The organism is Halomonas sp. EF61 (assembly GCF_040147045.1).
Classification (GTDB): Bacteria; Pseudomonadota; Gammaproteobacteria; order Pseudomonadales; family Halomonadaceae; genus Halomonas; species Halomonas litopenaei.
Genome location: NZ_JAMSHM010000001.1, coordinates 267,089 through 284,879 on the forward strand (window position 1 = coordinate 267,089; position 17,791 = coordinate 284,879).

At 64.6% G+C, this 17,791-nt stretch carries 15 protein-coding genes and 1 tRNA gene; 9 read left to right on the forward strand and 7 right to left on the reverse strand.

Going from position 1 to position 17,791, the window contains the following annotated elements; all coding sequences use genetic code 11:
• The first annotated feature begins 55 nt into the window (after nucleotides 1-55).
• Nucleotides 56-131, forward strand: a tRNA-Thr gene (locus NFI08_RS01070).
• 41 nt (nucleotides 132-172) lie between these two features.
• On the opposite strand, the gene NFI08_RS01075 is transcribed toward NFI08_RS01070, so the two are convergent.
• From NFI08_RS01075 to thpD, 3 genes are all read right to left on the reverse strand, one after another.
• Nucleotides 173-526, reverse strand: a complete 354-nt coding sequence (locus NFI08_RS01075; protein ID WP_349586582.1) for a DUF488 domain-containing protein — start codon at nucleotides 524-526, stop codon at nucleotides 173-175.
• A 154-nt stretch (nucleotides 527-680) separates the two neighbouring features.
• Nucleotides 681-890, reverse strand: coding sequence for a hypothetical protein (locus tag NFI08_RS01080; RefSeq protein WP_108132360.1), 210 nt, complete (start codon nucleotides 888-890; stop codon nucleotides 681-683).
• A gap of 89 nt (nucleotides 891-979) precedes the next feature.
• Nucleotides 980-1,903: an ectoine hydroxylase gene (gene thpD, locus NFI08_RS01085; protein ID WP_349586586.1), complete on the reverse strand. Its 924-nt coding sequence runs from the start codon at nucleotides 1,901-1,903 to the stop codon at nucleotides 980-982.
• A gap of 178 nt (nucleotides 1,904-2,081) precedes the next feature.
• Here thpD and NFI08_RS01090 point away from each other — a divergent pair, with 178 nt between their 5' ends.
• From NFI08_RS01090 to NFI08_RS01125, 8 genes are all read left to right on the forward strand, one after another.
• On the forward strand, nucleotides 2,082-2,828 hold the full coding sequence (locus NFI08_RS01090; RefSeq protein ID WP_045991981.1) for a Crp/Fnr family transcriptional regulator: 747 nt from the start codon (nucleotides 2,082-2,084) through the stop codon (nucleotides 2,826-2,828).
• Between the two features lie 262 nt (nucleotides 2,829-3,090).
• Nucleotides 3,091-3,792, forward strand: a complete 702-nt coding sequence (locus tag NFI08_RS01095; RefSeq protein ID WP_349586589.1) for a GntR family transcriptional regulator — start codon at nucleotides 3,091-3,093, stop codon at nucleotides 3,790-3,792.
• 74 nt (nucleotides 3,793-3,866) lie between these two features.
• On the forward strand, nucleotides 3,867-5,075 hold the full coding sequence (locus tag NFI08_RS01100) for a CaiB/BaiF CoA transferase family protein (protein WP_349586592.1): 1,209 nt from the start codon (nucleotides 3,867-3,869) through the stop codon (nucleotides 5,073-5,075).
• 52 nt (nucleotides 5,076-5,127) lie between these two features.
• A complete protein-coding gene (locus tag NFI08_RS01105) occupies nucleotides 5,128-6,420 on the forward strand; it encodes a TRAP transporter large permease (RefSeq protein WP_045991076.1) in 1,293 nt (430 codons plus the stop codon).
• Between the two features lie 68 nt (nucleotides 6,421-6,488).
• The gene (locus NFI08_RS01110; RefSeq protein ID WP_045991077.1) at nucleotides 6,489-7,535 is read left to right on the forward strand and encodes a TRAP transporter substrate-binding protein; all 1,047 of its coding nucleotides are present in this window, start codon (nucleotides 6,489-6,491) and stop codon (nucleotides 7,533-7,535) included.
• A gap of 7 nt (nucleotides 7,536-7,542) precedes the next feature.
• Complete coding sequence (locus NFI08_RS01115; RefSeq protein WP_349586597.1) at nucleotides 7,543-8,091, forward strand: TRAP transporter small permease; 549 nt, start codon at nucleotides 7,543-7,545, stop codon at nucleotides 8,089-8,091.
• A 19-nt stretch (nucleotides 8,092-8,110) separates the two neighbouring features.
• The gene (locus tag NFI08_RS01120) at nucleotides 8,111-9,058 is read left to right on the forward strand and encodes a hydroxymethylglutaryl-CoA lyase (RefSeq protein ID WP_349586600.1); all 948 of its coding nucleotides are present in this window, start codon (nucleotides 8,111-8,113) and stop codon (nucleotides 9,056-9,058) included.
• The gene (locus tag NFI08_RS01125) at nucleotides 9,055-10,296 is read left to right on the forward strand and encodes an MFS transporter (protein WP_349586603.1); all 1,242 of its coding nucleotides are present in this window, start codon (nucleotides 9,055-9,057) and stop codon (nucleotides 10,294-10,296) included. The genes NFI08_RS01120 and NFI08_RS01125 overlap by 4 nt, the downstream gene beginning before the upstream one ends.
• Before the next feature lie 99 nt (nucleotides 10,297-10,395).
• Here NFI08_RS01125 and NFI08_RS01130 read toward each other — a convergent pair whose 3' ends face one another.
• The 4 genes from NFI08_RS01130 to NFI08_RS01145 form a co-directional block, all read right to left on the reverse strand.
• A complete protein-coding gene (locus NFI08_RS01130; protein WP_348827030.1) occupies nucleotides 10,396-11,334 on the reverse strand; it encodes a CorA family divalent cation transporter in 939 nt (312 codons plus the stop codon).
• A 43-nt stretch (nucleotides 11,335-11,377) separates the two neighbouring features.
• Complete coding sequence (locus NFI08_RS01135; RefSeq protein ID WP_349586606.1) at nucleotides 11,378-14,407, reverse strand: bifunctional diguanylate cyclase/phosphodiesterase; 3,030 nt, start codon at nucleotides 14,405-14,407, stop codon at nucleotides 11,378-11,380.
• Nucleotides 14,408-14,588: 181 nt separating this feature from the next.
• A complete protein-coding gene (locus NFI08_RS01140) occupies nucleotides 14,589-16,427 on the reverse strand; it encodes an ABC transporter ATP-binding protein (RefSeq protein WP_349586609.1) in 1,839 nt (612 codons plus the stop codon).
• Nucleotides 16,428-16,496: 69 nt separating this feature from the next.
• A complete protein-coding gene (locus NFI08_RS01145; protein ID WP_108449952.1) occupies nucleotides 16,497-17,684 on the reverse strand; it encodes a M24 family metallopeptidase in 1,188 nt (395 codons plus the stop codon).
• Nucleotides 17,685-17,791: the final 107 nt, after the last annotated feature.

Here is a 17,791-nt window from a genome sequence, read left to right on the forward strand (position 1 = left end):
AACCCCGCTAGCCGGGCTGGCGGTAGGCCCGGTGTGATCGAGAAGGTGGTGTCAAGCCGGTGTAGCTCAGCAGGTAGAGCAACGCATTCGTAATGCGTGGGTCGGAGGTTCGAGTCCTCTCACCGGCACCACGACGGACATAGACCGTGATGCCCGCTGATCCGCCCGAATGTCACCCGGTCAGCATGGCCAGGTAGTCCTTGAGCACCACGGCGTTGTTGTGGGTCTCATCCTTCGAGGAAAACACCAGGGTAACCTTGTGCTGCTGGCTGCGCTCGGCCAGGGGTCTGAGCGTTTCCCGCTGCGCCTTCAGCTCAGCCAGATAGCGCTGACGAAATTCGCCCCAGCCCAGTGCATCGCTGTGAAGGGCCTTGCGCAGGTCATCACTGGGGGCGGCCTCCTTGATCCATTCATCGATACGCGCCTCGTCCTTGGCGATCCCCCGCGGCCAGAGCCTGTCCACCAGCACCCGATAGCCGTCGTTGTCGGCGGGCGCATCGTAGGCCCGCTTGAGCTGAATCGTCATCGTGCCTCCACGACCGAGAATGTGCTCCATCCTTAACAGACGCGTGGCCGGGCCGTCACCCCGTGTGGCTTTGGAAGTCGCAGCCGATACAGATGCCGATGTCGATGTCGATGTCGATGCCAATGAGACAATCAGACCAGGCGCCAGCGCCCGACTATTCGAGGCGTTCGAGAATGGTGCAGGAGCAATCCCGCTCCCCCACCTCGTCGATCAGTACCCGATAGCGCGGCAGACGTATGTCGTCACCGTCACCTTCGACCAGCGCCGAAGTATCGATGATCTCGGCGGTGTTACCCGAGGACAACTGGTCCTCGGCTACCATGACCAGATCACGGGCAATCAGCAGGGTGTCGCCAATGTGCATGGGGGCTTCCTCTTGATGGCTCTTTTCTCTTGATGGGTAGCGGCCACGCCCAAGGGCGAAGCCATCTACCGACATTGGCAGGCGCCGGATCATCCCAGTGCCGGCGTGCGCTCGCGCGCCGCCAGGTGCTCGGGCCGTGGGGACTTGGCGCCGAAGGGGGTGACCAGGCGGTTGTCGACGCTGTTATAGACGAAGAACAGGTTGGAGCGCGGCCACGGTGACAGGTTGCTGTTGGACGCATGCAGCGCGTTGCAGTCGAACAGCAGAATCGACCCGGCCGGCCCCTTGGGCGCCTCGATGCCCTGCTGTTCGATGATCGGTCCCAGCTGCTCTCGGGTGGGTACGCCGATGTGCTGCGCCTTGAGCGAGGTCTCCCAGTTCTGGTCCGGGGTGCGTCCCACGGTGGGAACAAACTGGCGATGGGACCCCGGCACCAGCATCAGCGGTCCGTTGAACTCGCCGTTGTCGGTGAGCATCAGCGAGACACTCAGCGCGCGCATGCCGGGCATGCCGTCTTCTGCGTGCCAGGTCTCGAAGTCCGAGTGCCAATCGAAGCCACTGCCCTGGAAGCCGGCCTTGTCGTTGATCCGCGACTGGTGCACGTAGACACCGCCCCCGAGCAGTTGCTCGACGATCTTCAGAAGCCGCGGCGAGCGAGTCAGGCGATCGAAGCGCTCGGACAATTCGTGCATGCCGAAAACCGAACGAATGGCGCCTGAGACAGGGTCGGTGATGACCTTGTCGCTGCCGGTCAGCTCGGGATCACGCTCCATGGCGCTTAGTTCATCGAAGAAGGGCTCGATGTCGTCGGCCTCGAAGAAGCTGTCGAACCAGAGAAAGCCACGTTCTTCGAATGCGGCCAGCTCCTGCTCGTCGAGCGGCCCGGCCTGGCGCTGCTCGGGCGTCGCATGGACGACCGGGCAATGGCGGGCGATATTGCCCATTGGCTCGTCGAGCCGCGTGGGATAGCCATCATCCGAACGGATCGACAGTTGGTTGGGTGCGTAAGTCATGACTCCGCCTCCGTAACGATTCCAGAATGGATCGCCGTGACCGGAGACGCTGTGCCTTGACCGACCTCGGCGATGGACCCCCATCCTGGGCGTGTATCTACCGCGCCGACATAACCTGAGTTAACGTAAACCCCTAATACGCATTCTCCATCGAGCCTGTCGTGCAAGGAGCCTTGCCGTGTCGAACCGGGACAGCTGCATCGTCAAGCATTTTCGCCACTATCACCCGCTCAGCGATGGCGATCGCCAGCTGCTGGGCGCGCTCGAGAAGTCACCGCTGGAGGTCAAGGCCGGCGATAGCCTTTGGGAAGAACGCGATCCTGCCCAGGACTTCTTCACCCTGAGCCAGGGCTGGGCCTTCTCCTACCGGCAGCTGGAAGACGGTGCGCGCCAGATCCTTGAGGTCTATCTCCCCGGCGACGTGATCGGGCTACGCGAATACGCCTTTCATCAGCGTCTTACCGGCGTCCAGATGATCGAGGACGGCACCATCTGCCGCTTCCCCCACGCCCGTCTGACCGACATCTTTCAACAGTCGACCACCCTGACCTCGATCCTCTTCGCCATGGCCAGCCGCCAGCAGGTGCTGCTGACCGAGCGCCTGGTCAACCTGTCGCGACGCAGCGCCAGGCAGAAGCTGGCCCACTTCATCATGGAAATGTACGAGCGCCTGGCCAAGACCGCTGGCCGGCAGGAAGACCACAGCATCCGTCTGCCACTGTCCCAGGAAATGCTGGCCGACGTGCTGGGGCTGAGTCCTGTGCACGTCAGTCGCACCTTCAGCGCACTCGACGAGGAGGGCCTGCTGCACCGGAACCGTCATCGTCTGCTGCTGCCTGATCCGGCCGCCCTGGCCGATGCCGGCCAGTTCGACGAACGTTACCTGGCCGACAGCGTATTCGCGGCCAACGACGCGGTGGGCTAGGGCTTGTCTGAAAAGTGCCTGCGCTCGGTAATACGGCGTTAAAAATCGGATCAAAATGCTCATTTACACCCCGTAAACTGCGCTTTCTCACCGATTTTTGCCTTGTCTAACCTTCGCTCGTCGACTTTTCGGACAGCGCCTAGGACTGGTCCACCACCGGGGAATCACCAGACGCTGCATGCAATTTCGACCAAAAGTCTAACTTCGCCCAGCCATAAAGCCCTCTACTCTTACGATTGTATGCAATGTAAGAGATTTCCTCGTGACTCCGACCACCCCGCTCGAAGCCAGCGGTGCCCGCACGGCCACCGCCCAGGTCCATGAAGCCATCAAGCAACGCATCCTCGACGGCGTCTATCGACCGCTCGAATTCGTGCGTGAGGCGGCGGTTGCCAGGGAACTCGAGGTCAGCCGTACCCCGGTCCGCGAGGCGCTGCGGGAGCTGGTCTCCGAGGGCTGGCTCGAGGCCATTCCCCATCAGGGCGCCAGGGTGGCCGAGTGGACCGAAAAGGACGCTCGTGAAGTGTTCGAACTGCGCCTGGTACTCGAACCCATGGCGGTCGGACTCGCCTGCCGACACATCGACGCTGACACCCTCGCCCATCTGGACGACCTGGCCTCGCGCATGGAGACCCTGACCGAGAGCCCCCTCGATGGTGCGGGCCACAGCGAACTGGCCTCGCTCAACCACGAGTTTCACCGCCTGTTGATCCAGGCCAGCGACAACCAGCGTCTGGCCCAGATCCTCGAGAGCGTGGTGCGTACCTCGATCATCCGACGCAATTTCGCCAGCTACGACCGTTCGGCGCTCAAACGCAGCATGCAGCACCACCGCGAGATGCTGATCGCCATCGGCGCCGGCAACGCCGCCTGGGCGGAGAACGTGATGCGCGCCCACCTGCTGGCCGCACGGGTACTGCACGTGACCGTCGACACCTCGACCGCGAGCGCATCGCCCCCGTGATCCTCCCGACGCGGCCCTTTTTTGCGTTTCACCCTTCATCTTCCACCCTCGACCTCTGACCACGGACCTCCAACATGAACGAGCTTATCGCCTCACTCCCGCTGGACGACCTCAAGGTGCTCGAACTCGGCCAGCTGATCGCCGGGCCCACCTGCGGCCAGGTACTGGCCGACTTCGGCGCCCAGGTGGTCAAGATCGAGCCACCGGGCAAGGGCGACGCCATGCGCCAATGGGGCCAGACCGACGAGAGCGGCGAACCGTTGTGGTGGAACGTGATCGCCCGCAACAAGCAATCGCTGACCCTCGATCTGCGCAAGCCAGAGGGCCAGGACCTGCTGCGGCGACTGGCGGCCAAGGCCGACGTGCTGATCGAAAACTTCCGCCCCGGCACCATGGAGCGCTGGGGCCTGGACTACCAGAGCCTGTCGGCCGACAACCCGGGGCTGATCATGGTGCGGGTCACCGGCTTCGGCCAGGACGGCCCCTACGCGTCGCGTGCCGGCTTCGCGGCGGTGTGCGAAGCCATGGGCGGGCTGCGCTACATCAGCGGCTACCCGGACCGCCCCCCGGTCAGGGTGGGGATTTCGCTGGGCGACACCCTGGCCGGGGTCCAGGGCGCCATGGGCGCGTTGCTGGCGCTGCACCAGCGCGAGAAGACCGGACGTGGCCAGGTGGTGGACAGCGCCATCTTCGAGGCGGTGATGGCGATGATGGAGAGCCTGATCCCCGACTACGCCCGGGCCGGCAAGATCCGTGAGCGCGCAGGCAGCTTTCTGCCCAAGATCGCCCCGTCCAACGCCTATCCCGCCAGGGACGGCCGGGATGTCATCATCGGCGCCAATCAGGACACCGTCTTCCGCCGGCTGTGCGAGGCCATGGGCCAGCCCACCCTGGCCGATCATCCGGACTATGCCGACCATCGCGCGCGCGGCGAGAACCAGCAGGCCATCGACGAGCTGATCGCCGCCTGGACCGCCCACCACGATGCCCAGCATATCGTCGACCTGCTGGCCGACGCCGGTGTCCCGGCGGGCCTGGTGTACACCGCCAAGGACATGCTCGAGGACCAGCACATCAAGGAGCGCGGCTCCATCGTCGAGGTGCCAGACCGCCACGGCAAGCCGCTGCCGATGCAGAACGTCTTTCCGCGGCTGTCGCAGACGCCTGGCAAGGTACGCCAGGTCGGTCCGGGCCTGGGCGAGCACACCGAGGCGGTGCTCGGCGACTGGCTGGAACTCGACCAGAACAGCATCGATGCCCTGCGCAAGGACAGCGTGATCTAGCACCGCCAACCAGCGACCACTCTGCCGACAACAACAACCTAGAGGCTCTTGCATGGAACCCCTACTCGTCCTGGCGCTGCTGATCGTATTGATCGCCGTCGGCCTGCCGATCTTTCTGTCCCTGGGGCTGGCCGGGCTCGCCGGCCTGTACATGGCCCGGGGCTCCATGGCGTTCTTCTTCGCGCCGTCGTCGCTGTTTGGCCAGCTCAATGCCTTCGAATTGATCGCCCTGCCACTGTTCATATTGATGGGCAACCTGCTCGGCGCTACGCCGGTGGGCAGCAACCTGTTCCAGGCGGCGGTGAGGTGGCTGCACTGGCTCAGGGGTAGCCTGGCGATCTCCTCGGTGGGTGCCTCGGCGGTGTTCGGCGCGGTGTCCGGGGTGAGCCTGGCCGGCGTCGCCGCGGTCGGTTCGATCGCCGTACCGCAGATGCTCGAGCGCGGCTACAGCCGCTCGCTGGCCGCCGGTGCGGTGGTCAGCGCCGGCGCCCTGGCGATGCTGATCCCGCCCAGTGTGCCCTTCATCATCTATGGCGCCGTGGCCAGCGTATCGGTGGCCGACCTGTTCATCGGCGGTATCGTCCCCGGGGTGGTACTGGCCCTGGCGCTGTCGCTCTACATCTTTATCCGGGTGAGTCTGAAGCCCGAGGAAGCGCCCAGCGTCGAGCAACGCTTCAGCTGGCGCGAGCGCTTCGCCAGCCTTGCCCACATCTGGCACGCCGCCCTGCTGGTGCTGGTGGTGCTTGGCTCTATCTATTCTGGACTGGCCACCCCCAGCGAGGCCGCCGGCATCGGCGCCTTCGGCGCCTTCGTGATCGCCGCGTTGATCTTCCGCTGCCTGACGCTTGCCTCCTTCGGCCGCATCCTGGCCAGCACCGCACGAGTCAGCGGCGCCATCCTGCTGATCATCGGCTGCGCCAAGATCTTCGGCGACTACCTCAACATGGTGCGGGTACCGCAGCTGCTGACCGAATCGCTGACCGCCTCGGGCCTGCCGGACTGGGCGATCCTGCTGGCGGTCATGCTGCTGCTGATCCTGCTCGGCATGATCGTCGATGCGGTCTCGCTGATCGTGGTCACCACGCCGGTGCTGCTGCCGCTGATCCAGGCCATGGGCTATGACCCCCTGTGGTTCGGCATCGTCATGGTGCTGAACCTGGAGATCGCGGTGATCACCCCGCCGGTGGGACTCAACCTCTACGCGCTCAGGGGCGTCTGCCCGGAGCTGTCGGTGGAGGAGATCATCAAGAGCGCGCTGCCCTTCGTGGCGGTGCAGTTCCTGGTGCTGATGCTGTTCGTGTTCTTCCCCAGCATCAGCCTGTGGCTACCGAGCCTGATGCACTGAAGGGGCCCCGATTCACTCGCCCCGCTGGCCAGGGGCAACAACGACAATGACAAGACGGAGACATTCCCATGAACCTGACCCGCCGCCAACTGCTCAAGACCACCGCCTTCGCCACCGCGGGGGCCTCGCTGCTGGGCCCCCAGGCGCTGATGCCACGCCATGCCCGCGCCGCCACCACCTTCACCGGCGTGACCTACCTGCCACCGTCCTACAAGGCGCTGACCTACGGCTCCGCCGGCTTCGTCAACTACCTGCGCGACAACGGCGGCGACGTGCTCGAGGTCGATTTCTACGACTCGGGCCAGCTGCTCAAGGCCGACGAACAGCTTCCCGCGCTGCGCTCGCGCAATATCGACTTCATGTTCCACACCACCTCCTACATCACCCGCTCGCTGCCGATCCTCGGCATCACCGGGCTGCCCGGTGTCGTCGGCGAGCTGTACCGCCACCCCGAGCGGCTGCGTCAGGGCAGCCCGCTGTTCGACCTGATCAATGAGGAGCTGGCCAAGGAAAACCTCTACATGCTGACCTCCGGCGGCGGCATCCTCGAGCCCGAGTACATCTGGAGCACCCAGGACAACGCGGTGCGCAGCCTCGAGGACATTCGCGGCAAGAAGGTCAGGGTGGTCAGCTTCGAGGCCACCTCGGCGCTGGAGGCCTACGACATCGGTGCGGTGCGCATTCCTTCGTCCGAGACCTACATGGCGCTGCAGCGCGGTACCGTGGACGCCGGCGTGTTCAATATCTCCACCATCATCGGGCGCAGCCTGCAGGAGCAGGTGGACGTGTGCTACCAGCTGCCGATCACCGGCTTCTCGGTGGCGCCCTTCATGCTGCGAGACCGCTGGGACAGCCTCGACGACGACAGCCGTGCGATCCTCGAAGATGCCGCCCGCTGGTACGACGAGAACTTCATCAGCCACTGCAACGACGATATCTATCCCAACGAGTACTGGCCCCAGGTACGCGAGGAGAACGTCGAGATCATCGCCCCCAGCGACGAGGATCTGGCCGCCTTCAACGAGGCCACCCACAAGGTATGGGACCACTGGAAAGGCGAGGTCGGTGAGGAACTCGGCGAACGCGCCATCAAGCTCGCGCTGGGACAGGCCTGAGATCGCCATGAAAGCGCACGCACAGAGGATCCCCCTCAAGGGCTGGGATGGCGTACTCGCCATCCTGCGCCTGGCCTCGATGGCGGTGCTGGTGTTCATGACGGTGTCGATCTGCTACGACACCGTCATGCGCTACGCCTTCTCCGCCCCCACCCACTGGAGCCTGGAGATCAACTCCTTCCTGCTGGTCTATCTGGCGGTGATGGGCGCCGCCGAGGCCCAGCGCTTCGACGCCCATATCCGTATCACCTTCTTCAAGGACAAGCTTCCCGCCAAGGCGCGTCGGATGCTGGAAGTGTTCACTGGTCTTGCCGGGATGACGTTCTGCGCGATCCTCGCCTGGCGCGGTTATCTGATGGCGGCCCAGGCCTTCGAGTACGGCGAACGGGTGTCCAGCGCCCTCGGCACCCCCATGGGCATCCCCTACGCACTGCTGCCGATCGGCTTCACCGCACTCGGCCTTCAGTTTCTGATCGACACCCTGGCGAGCCTTTCCCGCGGCGCCCCACTGCCGCCGCCGGACGGCTCCGATCACATCGATGCCACCCACCCTTGAACCCGACGGAGACTCCCGCATGACCACCTCGTCACCCGCCCCGATCGAACTGGTCGAGGTCGCCCCGCGCGACGGCTTCCAGTCGATCGCCGATCCGCTGCCGACAGAGCGCAAGATCGAGGTCATCCAGGCGCTGCTCGACGCCGGCATCCGACGCATGGAGATCGGCTCCTTCGTCAGCCCCCGGGCGATTCCGCAGATGGCGGACACCGGCGAGCTGATCCGCGCCTTCGCCCATCGCCGCGATGTGCGCTTCTCCGCGCTTGTTCCCAACCTCAAGGGAGCCGAGCTTGCGCTTGAACACGATGTCAGCGAGCTGGTCTACGTGGTCTCGGTGTCCGAGGCGCACAACCGCAACAATGTGCGCCAGTCGGTGGATGAATCGTTGGCGGCCTTCGCCCGTGTGGTCGAGGCGGTGCGCGCCAAGGGCAACACCGCCCTGCGCCTGGACCTCGGCACCAGCTTCGACTGCCCCTTCGACGGCAGGGTCGACTGGCGCCGGGTCGATGAGGTGCTCACCCAGGCGCTCGCCATCACCGGCGAGTTGCCGGTGGAAGTCGCCCTGTGCGACACCACCGGTCGCGCCACACCCTTCCAGGTGGCGGACCACTTCACCGAGCTGACCGAGCGCCACCGATCCCCCGCCCTGTCCTGGGCGTTCCACGGCCACGACACCTTCGGCATGGGCGTGGCCAACGCCCTGTTCGCGGCCCGCCACGGTGCCACCGCACTCGACGCCGCCTGCGCAGGACTCGGCGGTTGTCCCTTCGCTCCGGGGGCCACCGGCAACACCGCCAGTGAAGACCTGGTCTACGCCCTGCAGGGGGGCGGGTTGGCAGGTGACATCGATCTTGGCGCGCTGCTGCACGCGGCCGACTTGATCGCGGCACTGCCCGGAGGCAAGACCGAAAGCCACCTGCGGCGGGTTCCACGTGAGGGCCTGGCCGGGGCAGACGCGGGGGCATGAACCAGCAGACGGCGCCCTCTCCAGCTCCCTCTTCACCACCCTCTCCGCCTCCCCAGGTCGGTATCGCCCTGCTGGCAACGACCCTGGTGCTGGCCTTCTCGTCGCTGGTGGCGCTGTTTCCCTCGGCGATCGCGCCGACCCTGGCGGACTCGCTGGGGGTTTCCACCGCCACCGTGGGTATCCAGGTCAGCCTGATCTTCGGTGGCGCCATGCTGACCTCGCTGGTCGGCGGGCCGCTGACCCGACGCTATGGCCCCTGTCGGGTCAGCCAGCTGGCGCTGGGGCTGCTTGGCGGCGGCGCGGCGCTGCTAACCCTGCCGTCGCTGACCACCTTCGCCCTGGCCTCGCTGATCGCCGGGCTCGGCTATGGCCTGACCAACCCCTCCGCGTCGCTTTTGCTGTTTCGGGTGACTCCGCGTCACCGCCAGGGCCTGGTGTTCTCGCTCAAGCAGACCGGGGTGCCCTTCGGTGGCGTGCTGGCGGGCCTTGTCGCCCCCGCCCTGGCGCTGGCCATCGGCTGGCAGGCGGCTCTGGGCTGTCTGTTCCTGGTCGCCGTCATCGGTATTCTGCTATTGCAGGTTCAGCGCCATCACTGGGACCGCGAGCGCGACCCTCGCACTCCTTGGCTGACCACGCCCCTGGCCGGTCTCCAGGTGGTCTGGCAGCGCCCGGCGCTGCGCTATCTGGCCCTCTTGAGTCTCTGCTTTTCAGCCATCCAGCTATCGGTCTCGGCCTTCACCGTGGCGCTGCTGGTCGAGGATCTGGGCGTCGGCCTGGTCGTCGCCGGCGCCACCATGTCCGCGGTCCAGGTCTTCGGCATCATCGGCCGAGTGCTGTGGGGCCTTGTCGGCGATATCCTCGACGATCGCCTGATCACCCTGATGGGGCTGGCCTGCCTGAGCGCCGGTAGCGGCCTGGCCATCGCCACCATGGACGCCGACTGGCCGCGCTGGGCGATGGTCGCGGTGCTGTGCGTCATGAGTCTGTCGGCACTTGGCTGGAACGGCGTGTTCATGGCCGAGATCACCCGTCTGGCCCCCGCCGAACGGGTGGCCGACGCCGCCGGCGGTTGCCTGGTGCTGACCTACAGCGGGGTGCTTGTCGGGCTCCCCCTGCTGGGTGCGCTACATGGGCTGTTCGGCAGCTATACCGCCCTGTTCGGGCTGTTGGCAGGACTTTCCCTGGTGGGCCTTGGCTTTCTGCTGAAGGCGCGACGGGCCATCGCCGCTCCCGGCTAACCGTCGACGCGGTGTGACCAGCGTTCGGCTGCCAAGGGTCGTTGAAGCGGCTGGTTCAAGCGTCTGGCTCAAGAGGCTGGCTCAAGTGGCTGACGGGGCCTAGATAAAACGCCAGCGCTTGAGCACCACCAGCTCCACCGCCACCAGCACCACCATGAAGGTGCAGAACAGGGCGAAGGACATGGGATTGTCGACGCCAGGCATGCCGCCGATATTCACGCCCAGCAGGCCAGTCAGAAAGCTGATCGGCAGGAAGATGCCGGAGATGATCGACAGCAGGTAGGTGTTGCGGTTGACCTTTTCGGTGTGCTGATGGGTCTGGTACTGCTGAACCATGCCTACGTGCTCAAGATAGAAGTCCACCGACTCGTTGATTCGCTGGATGGTGTCGCGGGCATTGGCCAGATCGAATCGATCATCGGCAAGCAGCGGTGGCAGGCTGTCGATCATCGCTTCAATGGCGTAGCGCTGGGGCTTGAGGAAGCGACGCAGCTTGATCAACCGCTTGTTCAGCGACATCAGGACGGCGTTGTCGGCCTCAGGCTCTTCTTCCTGGGCGGCGATGGTGGCGTCGAAGGGCTCGACGAAATCCTCGATGCGCTCGTGGAGCTTTTCGATGATATCCACCACCACTGCTCCCAGATCGTCAGGCCCCTTGCCCTGCTCGAGCTCACGGCGTATGTCGGCGATGGCCCGGGAAGGCAGCTTGCGGGTGGAAATCAGCACCCCATCGTAATAGAGGATGCGGATACTGAGCATGTCGTCGGGCTGCTCGCCCTGGTTGAGGTTGACCCCACGCAGAATCAACAGGAAGTTGCCGTCGCCGAGGGTCTCGAAGCGCGGCCGGGTGTCCTCGGCCAGCACGCCGTCGATGGCGGATTCCGGGATTCCTGCCAGCTCGAGGCGCTCGCAGGTAGCATCGGCATCCCGCTGAAAGTGGTACCAGGCGCCTGCCTGAAGCGGACCTGGCGCTGGCTCGGGCAACTGTCGGACTTCCTGGCCAAACGACCAGGCGTCGATGAAAAAAGGCGCGGTCATGCAGGCTCCATCAGGTCTTCGTCAGGCGGGCCGCGCCCGCCGCTTACAAGGTCGAGAAATCAAGCTCGGACAGCGGCGCCGGCTGTCCGTACAAAAAGCCCTGGTAGCGGTGGCAACCGTGTCGATGAAGCCAGTCCCGCTGCTCCGCTGACTCCACTCCCTCGGCAATCACATCAAGCCCCAGGCTGCGCGCCAGAGCAATGGTGCTTGCCACGATGGCGGAGCTGGTGGCGTTGTCGAGCACGTCGCGAACGAAGGACTGGTCGATCTTCAGCTCGTCCAGCGGCAGACGCTTCAGATAGGCCAGCGACGAGTAGCCGGTGCCGAAGTCGTCCAGCGCGAAGGTCACGCCCAGTGCCTTGAGCCGCGTCATGGTGCGCTCGACCCCGTCGCGATCCGCCACGAACAGCGACTCGGTCACCTCAAGCTTGAGACGTCGGGCCGGCGCCCCGGTGCGCGCGAGGATATCACTGACCCGGGCAACGAAGCCGGGATCCTGAAACTGCCTGGGACTGACGTTGACCGACACGGTCCTGGTGGTGTCATCACCCTGCTGCACCCAATCCACCAGCGTCAGGCAGGCCTGCTCGATGACCCAGAGACCGAGTTCATGGATCAGTGGGCGCTCCTCGGCCAGCGGAATGAACTCGGACGGCGGAACGAGGCCCCTGTCGGGGTGTCGCCAGCGGATCAGCGCCTCGACCCCGGTGACACAATCAAGCTGATCGACCTGTTTCTGGTAGACCAGATACAGCTCAGAGCGCGCCAGCGCGCCAAGCAGGTCTTCGTATAGCTGAGCACGCTGCTGCATCCGTCGCTGCATCCCCGGGTCGAAGAAGCAGACGTCGCTGGCGGTCTGACTCTTGGCCTGGAACAAGGCCATGTCGGCCTGCTGCAACAACCGTTCGCGAGAGACCTCGTCGCGAAACGGACTGATACCGACGCGCGCATTCGGCGACACCGGACGTCCTTCGATCCAGACCGGCATATCCAGCGTGTTCAGCAGCTTGCGAGCAACGGTATCGGCCACGCGCACCGCGGTCTCGAGTTCCACGCCCACGCCTTCGAGGACCACCACGAACTCATCGGCGCTGAGACGTGCCAGAGTATCCTCCTCGCGCAATACCGACTCGAAGCGACGGGCGGCTTCTCTGAGCAGCTCGTCACCGCCGTGGTGGCCGAGGGTATCGTTGACCTGCTTGAAGTTATCGAAATCAATGAGCAACAGTGCGCCGTAGCAGCCATCCCGCTGACAACGTTCCAGTTTTTCGCCGAGTCGATCGAGCAGCAGGCGTCGATTGGCCAGCCCCGTCAGCGGGTCGAAGAAGGCAAGCTGATGAATTTCTTCCTCCGCCGCCTTGCGCTCGGTGATGTCGCTGAGCGTCGCCACGTAGTTGCGCAGCTGGCCCCGCTCGTCACGCACCGCGCTGATGGTCAGCCATTGAGGATAGATGTCTCCGCTCTTGCGACGATTCCAGATCTCGCCCTGCCAGGCACCGGTATCGCCGATCCGCTGCCACAGCTGTCGATAGAAGTGTTCGTCATGTCGCCCCGAGCGCAGGATGTCAGGGCGACTCCCCTGGACCTCGTCTTCGCGATAGCCGGTGATGTCGGTAAAGGTCCGATTGACCTTGAGAATGCGGCCATCGACATCGGTGATCATCATGCCCAGGTGGGTCTCGAAGGCTACCGCGGCGATGCTCATGTTGGCCTGATGCAACCGCTCCAGGGTGACGTCACGCACTACCAGCAGGACACCGTCATGCTCCCCGTCACCGCTGAGCAGCGGACTGATCAATGCACTGAAGTCACGGGGGCCACCACCTACGCTCAGAGAATAGTCCAGCCGACGTACTTCACCGCTGGCCGCCACCTCGGCCAGCGCCTCGTCCAGACGTCTGGCGATGTCCGGCGGCAGAAAGGCGCGGTAGTGGCTGCCGACCAGGACCTCCGGTGGTGCCAGCAGCAAGGCCTCGTCTCCGGCATGGACGAAGGAGAAGTGGCCACCGCGATCCAGCACCAGTACCAGGTCCTGCATGGAACCGATCAACGCCTTCAAGCGAGCTTCACGGCGGTGGGCGGCCTGTTCGGCGCGCTGCCGTTCGACCACCTCCCCCTGCAACGCCAGCTGGGCACGTCCCTGCGCCAGCACGTGACGCAGCAACCATAATCCGAGCAGGGCCAGCAACGCCCCCAGCACTACCAGTGGCCACAGGCGCTGGCTCCAGCCGGACAGCAACGCCTCGTGACTGTAGCCCAGCACCAGCCACAGAGGCAGTTCGGCCACTCGCCTCGCCACGAACAACCGCTCCTGACCATCCAGCGGGGATTGCTGACGAAAGTGAAGCGTATCAGGCGAGTCCGCGGTCAGTGATCGACTTCCCGCCTGCGACACCAATTCTCCCGGCGCCAGCCCAGCCGCAGGCACGCGGACTACCAGTCGTGCCTCGCTGTCGACCAGGGCGATGCTTTCTCCCTGCATCAGGCCGAACCCCTTGATCGCTTCCGCCAGGGGCCCGGGGTCGATCGATGCCATGGCAACATGCATCTGAGTGGTCTCTGCCGTGCTCCGTTGCACCAGAGTCATGCGATATTCGCCGGCAGACGGCGAATAGTGCAGAGACGAAACCAGGGTCTCTCCCCTCCTCAATCCGGCCAACTGTCGAAGAAACGCATCCTGGGGTAACCAACCCTCGAAAAAGCGAGCTTCTGCGCTTGTCGGGTCCGAGAGGATCGCCAGGTCTTCTACCAGGGGAAGGGACCTGGTTCGCTCCCTGAGCAAGGGTGCCATCGGCGGTCCATTGCCGGCAGGATTGATCATTTCATCGAGAGCCAGTAGCCCGGCAAGCGCGTGAGTCGCGACGTCAAAAGGCTCGGCCACCAGCGCCTCGACCACCTCCGCTCGCGCGTCGAGACGTTGCTCCACACGCTCCACCTCGGCCAGATACTGGCCCCTGAGGGTCCACACGATGCCGGCGACCAGCAGCATCAAGGCGGTCACATAGAGCGCAATGGCACGACGACGCCCCGAGTCGGACGCATTCGTCACAAAGGGGGATGGATCAACTGACACGGACACGTCGTCGTTTCGCCTCTAGAGCATTCATGTGGAAGGTGCGCATCCAGATTCCGTCGACTGTCTTGGGCATGGACGAGTGATCATAGCCAACCCTGCACTACTTGCGCAGTACTTGCGCACCACTCGCGCATTAAACCGCCTAGTTTCTTGATCACACCAAGCTGGCCATGGTCCGTCATTCCCCCAGAAAACCTCCGACCTGACGGCGCCACAGGGAAGCATAGAGGCCATCCCGGGCCAGCAAAGATTCGTGCTCACCCATCTCGACGATGCGCCCCTTGTCGATAATCACCAGTCGATCGAGCATGGCGATGGTCGACAGACGATGGGCAATGGCGATAACGGTCTTGCCCTCCATCAGGGTATAGAGATGCTGCTGAATTGCCGCTTCCACCTCGGAGTCCAGCGCCGAGGTGGCCTCGTCGAGCACCAGGATCGGCGCATCCTTGAGCAACACCCGAGCGATGGCGATCCGCTGGCGCTGCCCCCCGGACAGGGTCACGCCGCGCTCTCCCACCTGGGCATCCAGGCCCCGACGCCCATGAGGATCGACCAAGTCTTCGATAAACTCGTGAACATGCGCCTGCCGCACCGCCTGCCATAACCTTTCTTCGCTGCAGTCTCGACAACCGTAGGTCAGATTCTCGCGCAGCGATCGATGCAGCAGGGACGTATCCTGGGTCACCATACCGATCTGTCGACGCAGCGATGCCTGGGTGACCTCGGCGATATTCTGACCATCGATCGTTATCTGCCCGGCCTGCAGATCATGAAAGCGCATCAGCAGCGACGCCAGGGTCGACTTGCCGGCGCCGGAGCGGCCGATGATGCCCACCTTTTCGCCCGGGGAAATGTTCAGATCGAAACCGTCGAACACCCTGGGGCCCACCTGGCTTCCCCGGGCGTAGCCAAAGACCACGTCCTCGAAGCGAATCTCGCCGTGCTGGACGCGCAGCGCAGGGGCCGCTGGTCGATCCTGCACTTCGGGGATACGCGACAGGGTGTTGATACCGTCCTGAACGGTGCCGACATTCTCGAACAGGCCAGCGACTTCCCACAGGATCCAGTCGGACATGGAGCGCACCCGCATGACCAGACCGATCGCCACCGCCGTTTCTCCGAGGGACACCCAGCGGTGATACCAGGCCAGCACGACCAGTCCCGCCATACCCACCAGCAGCAGGGTATTGAGGGTCGCCAACGACACCGATAGCCAGGTGGCCAGGCGCATCTGCCGATGTACCGTTCCCATGAAGCCATCCATGGCTTCCCGGGCGTAGGCCCGTTCCGCCCCGGCATCGGCAAACAGCTTGATCGTCTGGATATTGCTGTAGCTGTCCACGACCCGCCCGGTCATCACCGCCCGCGCGTTCGCCTGGGCCATGGACACCCGGCGCAGCCGGGGGATAAAAACCCTCATCAATGCCAGGTAGCCCGCAAGCCATAGCACCAGAGGAGCCATCAACCAGGGCTCGGCGGCCCCCAGCACCACCAGCGCGCCGGTGAAATACACCAGCACATAGACCAGCATGTCGAGCACCTTGGTGACGGTCTCGCGCATGGCCAGCGCGGTCTGCATCACCTTCTGCGAGACGCGCCCGGCAAACTCGTCATGAAAGAACGACAGGCTCTGCTCGAGCATCAGCCGATGGGAGAGCCAGCGCCCGAGCATGGGGTAGTTGCCGAAGATTCCCTGGTGGGTGATCAACGACAGCAAAAGCACCAGAAGTGGCAGTCCTGCCAGCACCGCCGCTCCCAGGCTGATCAAGCTGGTCAGGTGGGTATCGACGAAGCCCTCACGGTCGGCTTCCGCCAGCCAGTCCACCAGTTCGCCCATGGCGGTGAAGAACACCACCTCGGCGATGGAGACCAGCGCCGTGACCACCGCCATGGCCGCCAACAGCCCGGCGAAGGGACGCGAATAGTGCAGCACGAAGGGCCACAACCGGTCCGCGGGTACCGACTCGGGCTGGTCGGGATAGGGATCCACCAGCCTCTCGAAAAAACGCAGCATGTTCCGCTCTCGTATCGCATGACGCCAGCCGCTCATCATACCCTTGTGCCGTTCATGCGGCGTGTGCTGTCAAGGTCGGTGCACCAGTGCCATGTCGTGGTCGGTCAGGCGCATCGCGCCTCGATCGGTGACCCTCACCGTATTGCTTAGACCGATGCCGAAACCTCCCGGCAAGCGCAGACACAGCGGCAGGTGGAAGACCATGTTGCGGGCAAGCGGCTTGGTCTGCCCGGCGGCGAGAAAACCCGTGCCTTCCACCCAGCTCGGCGGAAACTGGGCACCGACCGCGTAGCCGTAAACCCCCGAATGGAAGAAGCGTTCGCGGTGTGGCGCCAGGATAGCATCGGCGAGCCGGGCGACGTCTTCGAAAGGTGTGCCCGGCGTCATGGCCTCGCACATGCGGGCCTCCATCTCGACACACAGGTCGGCGGCGAGGCGCATCTCGTCGCTGATCGGCCCGACCACCACCGTGCGCATGGTCGGCGCGGTGTAGCGCTGCCAGACGGCACCAAACTCGAGAAACACCGCGTCGCCCGAAGCGATGCCCCGGCGCTTGTGGTTGACGTGGATGATGCCACTGCGCGACCCGCTGGTGACGATCGGGGCCAGGCTGAAAAATTCGCTGCCGGCCTCGAGCATCACCTGGGCACCGACGGCGGCCACCTGGTTGTCGGTGACACCGGGCTCGACCACCTCGATGGCACGCGCAAGCCCAAGCGATGTCATCTTGGCGCTGCGCGTCAGGCAATCGAGTTCGGCGTCGCTCTTGACCAGTCTCAGGCTCGCCATCAGGCCACCGGCACTATCATGGAAGCGATCGCCACCGAGTCGCCCCTGCAGATGACGCATCAGGCCAAACCGTAGACCGCTACTGCTGCCATCGATGCCGATGTCGTGACTGTCCGCCAAGGCGTCAGCCAACGGATCGATCACCTCATCGAGGGCTTCCCAGCGATAGCCGACCACTTCATCGACCCTCGCCGTCACCACGGCGGGCCCGGTCTCGATGGACGCCACCTGCAGCAGCGTGCGCGAAGGGGTGACCACCAGGGCCGCGTGCACGGAGACTTCGAAGGTGTGATAGCCACATAGATAGAAGATGTCCGCCGCCTGGCACAGCAGCAGGGCGTCCAGCCCCTGTCGCTGCATGGCACTGCGAGCGCGCGCCAGCCGGCGATCGAACTCCTCGGCGGCAAACGGCAGTTCGCTTCCGGCGTGCTCTACCGCCAGGGCCTGGCGGTACTGATGGTGATCCATGGGCCGTCTCCTTGATCGATTCACCACAGTGTAGACAGTCAAGCCGGTTCGTCTTCCAGGCGATCCCGGGCAAGCCGAGGGGAAATAAGACTTCTCGCCGAGGGGCG